The 8,907-nt window shown below is 36.0% G+C and carries 5 protein-coding genes and 2 tRNA genes; 1 reads left to right on the top strand and 6 read right to left on the bottom strand.

All coding sequences use genetic code 11. From position 1 onward, the window contains the following. Nucleotides 1-2 precede the first annotated feature (2 nt). From ACFIL8_RS06275 to rplU, 4 genes are all read right to left on the bottom strand, one after another. Nucleotides 3-92: transfer RNA gene (locus tag ACFIL8_RS06275), tRNA-Ser, on the bottom strand. A 1,273-nt stretch (nt 93-1,365) separates the two neighbouring features. Next, nucleotides 1,366-3,897: a phosphoenolpyruvate--protein phosphotransferase gene (gene ptsP, locus ACFIL8_RS06270; protein WP_375672090.1), complete on the bottom strand. Its 2,532-nt coding sequence runs from the start codon at nt 3,895-3,897 to the stop codon at nt 1,366-1,368. 1,408 nt (nt 3,898-5,305) lie between these two features. Continuing rightward, a complete protein-coding gene (gene rpmA / locus ACFIL8_RS06265) occupies nt 5,306-5,575 on the bottom strand; it encodes a 50S ribosomal protein L27 (RefSeq protein ID WP_100130483.1) in 270 nt (89 codons plus the stop codon). Between the two features lie 12 nt (nt 5,576-5,587). After that, nucleotides 5,588-6,067, bottom strand: a complete 480-nt coding sequence (gene rplU / locus ACFIL8_RS06260) for a 50S ribosomal protein L21 (RefSeq protein ID WP_375629522.1) — start codon at nt 6,065-6,067, stop codon at nt 5,588-5,590. Nucleotides 6,068-6,352: 285 nt separating this feature from the next. Here rplU and ACFIL8_RS06255 point away from each other — a divergent pair. Next, nucleotides 6,353-6,442 (top strand) — tRNA-Ser (locus ACFIL8_RS06255). Nucleotides 6,443-6,759: 317 nt separating this feature from the next. Here ACFIL8_RS06255 and pgi read toward each other — a convergent pair. Beyond that, nucleotides 6,760-8,424, bottom strand: coding sequence for a glucose-6-phosphate isomerase (gene pgi, locus ACFIL8_RS06250; RefSeq protein ID WP_375628411.1), 1,665 nt, complete (start codon nt 8,422-8,424; stop codon nt 6,760-6,762). Between the two features lie 189 nt (nt 8,425-8,613). After that, nucleotides 8,614-8,907 (bottom strand): efflux RND transporter permease subunit (locus ACFIL8_RS06245; protein ID WP_375689156.1); only part of this gene is annotated, 294 nt, incomplete at its 5' end.

Raw genomic sequence — 8,907 nt, 5'->3', positions numbered from 1 at the left:
AATGGCGGAGAGAGAGGGATTCGAACCCTCGATATGGTTTCCCATATACACGCGTTCCAGGCGTGCGCCTTCAACCACTCGGCCATCTCTCCAGAAGTTCGCACTATACCCAGAAAGAAATAACGTGCAAGTCTAAACTATACATTCAAAACCCAAAAAACAAATTCATTTATTAAAGTAAGAGCTTTTATCTGTTGAATAACAAGCACATCCCTTCTTTTTAAGAAAAAACTTTTTTCGTGGATAGGTTTGTAGAATACAATAATGAGAATAAAAAGATTGTCACCAGTTATAAACTTTCATGCTCATTTACGCACTTTCTGCTTCACAAAAAAATACTTCTCTTAAAATTAGCATACAGTCCATAGTTTTACACAACCAAATAATTAAAATCACTTACTTATACGTCATAGGAAGGGATGCTATGTGGGGGAAGAACATTTTAAGAGAGGATAAGCGGCTCTTATGCATTTTCTTAAATAGCACGAATTTTTGCAACATTGAGAGCTGTAAAATAGTGTGATGGTATCAGTTTTCTCTTTCATAGGATTACATAATAAGCCCTATTCTAAATCCTCTATTCAATTTCACACTTCTATATTTAGTTGATACTAAAGAAAATAAAATTCAGAAAAAAACTTTGCATTTTTAATTTAATATGTATGAATATATTTTATTTTCTAAAATGAAAAAATAGTCTCATTTTGATCAAATACAAAATCATAAAAATGCAAACCTGTTTTCATTTTTACCATATATTTTTAAATTCAGCGTTACAGTCTTCAAAATATCTAAAGTAGTCTCCATTATTTAAAAAAAATTACGTATTACTTCATACTTTTGATTATCGCATTCTTTAAGTGGGATATGGTCTCATAACAAAACAGAATACTCTAAAAATATATTTTCTTTCTCATCCACACGTTTGTTAAAAAACATCTCTTAAAGCTTGTCACATCTACCTCATACGGTGTCTATGAGTGGTATAAAATCTATTGGATAGCATCATCTTTTCTTAAATAAAAAGGAAAAGCCAAGTACGATCACGCTATTTATCCCCTAATGTTGCAACATCCCCTGCTATTTAAGAGAATGCATAAAAGGCATTTATTCTTTCCTAAAGTGTTTTTATCCATACATTACTCCTCCTTGTAATGTATAAAAGAATAATTTTTATTAATTTAATATAGAGAAATTTAAAACGAAAAAACCTTACGATATTTAGAGTTCTCATTATGTAAAACGATAAATTACCATTATAAATTAATATGTTGTTAATAATCGTCTTAAAGGATAATGTTTTACAGCACTAAAGATCTGATTACTCTGCAAAATGAGCTCGTTCTTTTCCCTTAATGTTCTTTATCACCTTATATCCTTGCTTAGAGCACGTACAGCTCGTGCAGTTTCACATTGTAATGCTTTTTGTGCTAAAATTTTCATATCTTCAAAACTATGAGTCTGTAAACACGCCTTTACTGGAGAAATATCGCAAGATATCATAGAAAGCTCATTAATTCCCAATCCAGTCAAAATCATTGCACCAAAAGGATCTCCAGCCATACCACCACATACACTAACCCAACACTTATGTTGTGCAGCTCCCTGAATAGTCTGATAAATCATACGCAAAACTGCTGGATCAAGGCTATCAGCTTCAGACACAAGGTATGGATTTTGCCGATCAACAGCCATTGTATACTGTGTTAGGTCATTGGTTCCAATTGAAAAAAAATCAACATGGGCGCTTAATACATCTGCCATAATGGCCGCTGCTGGAACTTCGATCATAATACCAAGTTTTAATTTTGGTGCATCAACATCGTTGCGGATTTCCTCTGCAATCTTTTTTATAGCGACAATCTCTGAAACAGACATGACCATCGGAAACACAATCCATAGATCTCCACCCTCTTTTGCCGCTCGATATAAAGCACGTAATTGAGGCACCAAAAGATCACGTCGACGTAACAAAAGCCGCGTTCCTCGAACACCTAAAAAAGGATTGTCCTCTTTAGATAAATGTAAATGCGTAACCTGTTTATCTCCACCAATATCAAGTGCACGAATAATTAATGGCTTATCTCCTACAGCTGTAATCATCGCCCGATATATATTAAATTGTAGCTCTTCATCCGGAATATATGGATTCTCTAAAAACAAAAATTCCGTGCGCATGAGTCCAACACCTTCAGCCCCTAAATCAAGCGCAACAGGAACCTGATTTGCGTAGTTGACATTAGCCATGATACGAATTCTTTGACCATCTGTCGTTTGCGCTGGTAATCTACATGCATTTATTTCACTGACACGTTTTTGCGCAACAGTATCAATATGCCTTTGAGCATCTTCAACGTCTTCAAGCGTAGGATTAAGGTAAATAAACCCGTTATCGCCATCAATAATAGCCTGAATATCAGACTGAATTGCTAAAATATCATCACCTGCAGCAACAACCATTGGAATACCAAGAGTACGCGCCAAAATAGCTGTATGAGATAATGGACCTCCCCATGCTGTTGCTAATCCTTTTACCCTTGTACAATCAAGTTGTGCTACATCAGAAGGAGAAAGGTCATTTGTAACCAGAATTACACCATGTGGAATATCATTTAAAAAGAACGATCTATAGGATGGATTGATTTCACCTAAAACACGTCGACCAACATCAACTAAATTAACAGCACGTGCTGCTAACAAAGGATTATCTACCTTAAAAAACATATCTGAAAATTGACGAACCGCTCTATCCCAAGACCAAGCGACACCATGACCTTCCGCTATAAAACGACAAGCTTGAGCTATTAAATTTTCATCTTCAAGCAAAACCATTTGCGCAGAAAAAATCGCAGCAGAATCTGCTCCCATACGCACTGTAATATCAGAAATCACAGATGCCATTTTATGTTTTGTTTTTGTAAGAGCATTTTCAAGACATGCTGCACCAGCTGCAAAATCAATTGGCTGATCTATTATGGAAATATCATTTTGCCTTAAAACAAAAATCTTACCAAATGCTAATCCTGAACTCGCTCCAACACCAGAAATGCCTTTTTGCATAGAGCGTGGATACCAACCATGAAAAGCCTTTGTTTGAGATTCCATTGCTCTCATCAGACATTTTTCACTAATACTCACTTTTTTTGCAATAGCAATGGCATCATTGAGAAGTTGTGCTCCTTCTGCAGCATCTGTAGAAAAAATCAGAACATCACCGTTTTTTACTCCTAATTGCAATAAACCAACCAAATTTTTCATTTCAACGGTATATTGACCATGGCGAACTCTGATGGAACTTTGAGCCTTTTTCGCAAAATCAACCCAAAGAGAAGCTGGTCGTGCATGAAGACCACTTGGATAATCTAAAGTCCATTCCTGACACACAGAAAGGTCACCAATAAAAGTTTTTTCTATCTTCATATTTTGGTCAAACAAAGTTGTAACAATTTGTTGTTTGTCCATAGTTGTTGCAAGTACTTCAAGCTGTTTTTTATCAAATAAAAGAGACGTCAATTTTTTACAAATTTCTCTATAGCGATCTGGACACGCTGCAATGGCAATAACCAAATATGCTTTCTTGCCATCCTGCCACTCAACACCAGCAGGAACCTGTATAACAGCAACAGCATCCTTGATAATTAAATCACGATTTTCAGCCATACCATGAGGAATGGCTATACCATTTCCAAGCCAAGTATTGGTTGTTTCTTCACGTGCAAGCATGCTTGCCAGATAACACTTATCAACTGCACCAACCTGCACAAGCAATTCAGCAGCAGCATAAATTGCATCATTTTTATGATCAAAAGCAGCTGCAAGTTGTACAGATCTTATAGACAAGATTTCACCATCAGCAAAATCTACATTCATTGCTTCTGCTTTCTCATATCTCATCATGAATTCAAATTGCCTCACATTTGAACACCAATATCTCTGACACATTCCTTTTCAAAGCTGCATTTCCCAAAATACAAGCTATAAATACCACCACAGCTTTATTTATATTTTACGGAATATAGCTAAGTGAGGTGCTTAAATACCTCAATATAACCGATAAAACAATTGGATATTATTATCTAGCGAAGTGCTTAAAACCATTATAAGCAAATCTACCTCTTACTCTTTTACTTTACAAAGACAAAACCCCATTTTCTACAGAACCAATCACCTGAAAAACTATGTTTTCGAAACGCTCTCATTATCCTAAGTTATTCAACATAACTTTTCATTATTTTTCCTACAAGAAAGCATCCTTCCCAATCATCCGTAACTTCAGCTAATATTTTGATTGATTCCTCAAAGTTTATTTAACCTATTATCCCTCTTTATAAATTCATTACATAATTACAAATTGCTCCATGCAACTTATCATCTTTAAAATTCCGTGCTGCCCATCTTATGATATCAAACCCTCGATATATAATATTTATATATTTTAAGCTACACCTTTACTTCAATCAATATCGCAAATACACAATACCCTCTGTCGCACATTTGCAAAGTACGAACATCCCCCCCCAAGCACCATCATCAATTACTAAAATAAAGAAAAACTCTACAAATAAGATAAATAAAGTAAAAAATGAAACGCAATGATTGCCTTAACCCTAGCTCTTATGCTTATTTACTTTCAACAATACACAATAATAGTGAAATCAGAAAAAATATTCTTGAAGGGCGCTGATTGCACGTTGGTTATTTTTATATCTTTAAACACCGTCCTCCTTAAAAATATAATTTCACTCTTGATTTACCGAAAATTCCTTAATGCACGTCACTTTCAAAGTCGTTTTGGCTGCCTTCTTATGGATTTTTTATCCCTATGTCTTTTTAAATGAATAGCCACACCTATCCACACTACCACCTAAAAACAGTATGACAACTCATCAATACCACAATGCCGATAAAAAGACCCATCTTTATCAAAATGATTACATAAAGAATGCTCTCATTAAATTTCTCATAATTTTCTGAAAACAAACTGCTTCTCTTATAAGAAATCACTAGACACTTCTTCATGCATAAAAAGAAAGTCTCTCTCACTATTATTATACAGAAATTTATCAACAAATTCTATCATAATATCAATATGTTCAGGACTAAATACTAACATAACATCGCACAAACTCTTTCCCTCATTGAGAAAAGCCATTTCCTCAATTGTACCTTTTTCGTATATCTTCTACATTTATTATAGTACCAACGCAAAAAGGGAAAGATAAGACTCTATCTTTCCCTTTTAATACTTATAAAACCACAACTATAATTCAATGAAATCCTGTTGATTGCTAGAGAGTGTTACAGATTACTCTGCTGCCTCCAGCATAGGAATGACTGAAACATAGGAACGATTACCCGCTTTGCGTTGAAAAGAAACCTTTCCATTTGATAATGCAAAAAGCGTATGATCTTTTCCAATACCAACATTGTTACCAGGATGCCAACGTGTACCACGCTGGCGAATAATAATATTTCCGGCAATAACGGTTTCACCACCAAATTTTTTAACGCCTAGACGTTTCGATTCTGAATCACGACCATTACGCGAGGAACCACCAGCTTTTTTATGTGCCATAGACGCTCTCCTTTAATCTTTCTTACTCTTTGATGCTACAGACGCTTTCTTCTGCGGCGCAGTCTTTTTTTCAACCGTTTTTTTAGCCGTCTTCTCAACAGAAGCAGCAGCTTTTGTTTCTTGTGGTGTAGTTTCTTCTTCTTTTATCGGTTTCGCAGCAACTTTTTTAGGTTTTGAACCACCCATTAAAATTTCTAAAACACGAAGCCTCGTAAATTCTTGACGATGGCCACGCGTGCGTTTAGAATTTTGACGACGGCGCTTCTTAAATGCGATAACCTTGCGCCCACGTGCCTGTTCTAAAATCTCAGCTGTCACCAATGCATCAGCAACGACAGGGGTACCAATAACCGCATTACCTTCTTGCCCAACCATTAATATGTCATTGAATTCAACAACATCACCCGCATTTCCACTAACTTTTTCAACTTTTACCACTTGATTAGCAACAATGCGGTATTGCTTACCACCAGTTTTAATGACTGCGAACATTTTTTATCCTTCCGTTCACTCCAGCTCTTATTTAATTTCTGCCTTGAAATAAGGGAAAATAGGCTGCTTTTTATCAGTCGTAATAGATCCCAAAGAAGGATAAAACCTTCTTCAACACAAATATGCGCAGATTTCCCCACGCTTATATTTTGTATATATGAAGGAATTTCTATTCTCTGTCAATAAAGTCCCATAAAAAAGAAAAAAAGGTTGTACCAAAAACAATTGAAGGTTATCTACCCCTTATACACTCAAATAGTGCCGATTTTTGTTTCACTTTATTATGGAGAGATGGCTGAGTGGTTGAAAGCACCGCACTCGAAATGCGGCATAGGGGCAACTCTATCGGGGGTTCAAATCCCTCTCTCTCCGCCACAGTTTATAAAGCGATATTATTAAAACTGTCTTTAATCGTAGCTTTCCGGTTGTAGCTTGTCAGCAGGTTTTGTACCAATTTATTTTTTTCGAAGGATTTTAAGGGGGGGCTCAAAGGGTCTTCAAAGACCTCTCAAAGGTCTTTATCGTTTTTGCGAATAAATTCTCATTTTTACAATTTTTGCACTTTTTTGATTTTCTGTTACATAAATCTAATCCAGATAATAAGAGAAGGCATAGTAAAATTAAAGAATTATCTCATATTTCTCCTCCTTCTACTTTTGCTTAGTTAGTACAAAACCTACTGTAAAATTATATTATTTTGCACGTCTTGCTTGAATATGTGCTAGCAACCCTAATGTTGAACTATCACGATTATCCGCTTTACTTTCTCCACGAAGAATTGGTAGTAACTCGTTTGCTAATTCTTTACCAAGTTCAACACCCCATTGATCAAATGAATTAATATTCATTAAAATCCCTTCAACAAAAGTGCGATGTTCATAAAGCGCAATAAGACGACCGAGTGCAAAAGGTGTTAATGAATCTTGAACCAGCGTAATGCTGGGACGGTTTCCTTTAAAACTTCTATGACGTGCTAAATGGTCTGCTTCACCCTCATCAACTCCATTTTTTATCAAGATATGCCGAGCATCTTCAAGACTACGCCCCTTCATCAAGGCTTTTGATTGTGCTAAACCGTTTGCTAGCAACATCTCATACATAGAATGTAATTTTTTCTCATGCCCTTTTATAAATAAAATAAATTCTACAGGAATAATATCTGTTCCTTGATGCAGAAGCTGAAAAAAAGCATGTTGACTATTTGTTCCTGAATCCCCCCAAACAATTGAACCACTTGAAAAACTTAATGGTTTTCCATCCAGCGAGACTTGTTTACCATTTGATTCCATATCAAGCTGTTGTAAATAAGCTGGAAAATGTATTAAACGCTGTGCATAAGGAATGATCGAACGTGATGAATAACCACAAATAACACGATGCCAGAATCCTAAAAGAGCAAAACGAATAGGAATATTTTTATGCAAAGGCATAGTTTTAAAATGTTGATCCATTTGCAAAGCACCATTGAGAAATTGGCGAAAATTTCCACCACCTATTGCAAACATAACAACAAGTCCAATGGCTGACCAAATTGAATAACGTCCTCCAACCCAATTCCAAAATTTAAAAACTCTTGTGGAATCTATGCCAAATTCTGCCACTTTATCAAGCGCACTTGAAACAGCAACAAAATGCGTACAAACGGCTTCTTCTCCTAAATGTGAACAAATCCACTGACGTGCAACTTGAGCATTGACCATTGTTTCAGCCGTTGTAAAAGTTTTAGAAGCAATGACAAACAGCGTTGTTGCTGGATTCAAAATAGAGAGAGTATCAGAAATATGGGCACTGTCAGCATTCGAAACAAAATGACACTGTGGACCATCATGATAAGGTTTTAAAGCATATGTGACCATTGCAGGACCAAGATCAGAACCACCAATACCAATATTGACAATATCACTTATTCTCTCGCCACTGCTTCCCTTATAGCTTCCATCACGCACCTTTTCAGAAAATCTTTCCATATCTTCAAGGACGTCTTGAATATCGCGAATAAGATTATGACCATCCAACATGAAAATTTCATCAGCAGGTAAACGTAATGCAATATGAAGAACTGAGCGTTTTTCAGTTGTATTAATCGCCTTACCAGAAAACATTGCATCACGCCGGCCTAACACATCTGCTGCGACCGCTAAATCATCTAGAAGTTGCAATGTTTTAAATGTCACACCACATTTTGAAAAATCGAAAAGAAGATCATCAAGTCTGAGGGAAAAATGGGAAAAACGCTGTTCATCTTCTACAAAATGCCGACGAATATCATAGACCCCATCCTTTGCGGCATGGTTTCTTAAAGCTTTTAATGTGGCTTCAAAAGCCATTTCATTTCGAATCGAAAAGCTATCTCCCATAAGCTTATCCTATACGGTTATTGATAATGAAATCTATGCCCAAACAATAACAAAGCAGAAAACACCTCCTTTATTGCTCGCTATTTTCACTGCTCACATAAAAATGAAGGAATATACAAAATAAAAGGATAAGATCCGAAAATGATATTTTTACAAGAATAAACTTTCAAATCTTTTCTATCATATACATCATTTAACTTGATTGAGTTCTTTTGTTAAACGTAAATCTTCTTCTGCTTTTGGTCTTATAAAACGCCCTAAAAAAAGATAAACAACCGGTGTGACATAAAGCGTAAAAATAGTTGCTAAACCTAAGCCACCAACGATAACCCAACCTAAGGCTATACGAGCTTCTGCGCCAGCACCTTTGGCCAAAACCAAAGGAATACCTCCTAAAATGGCACAAATCATTGTCATACAAACTGGACGAAGGCGAATGTTTGCTGCTTCTTCTACGGCTTCACGCACGCTTCTTCCCTGATC

This window comes from Bartonella sp. AP57NXGY (genome assembly GCF_042195805.1).
GTDB lineage: Bacteria > Pseudomonadota > Alphaproteobacteria > Rhizobiales > Rhizobiaceae > Bartonella.
Note: the sequence above shows the minus strand (reverse complement) of the source record. Positions and strands in the feature narration are given on the sequence as shown.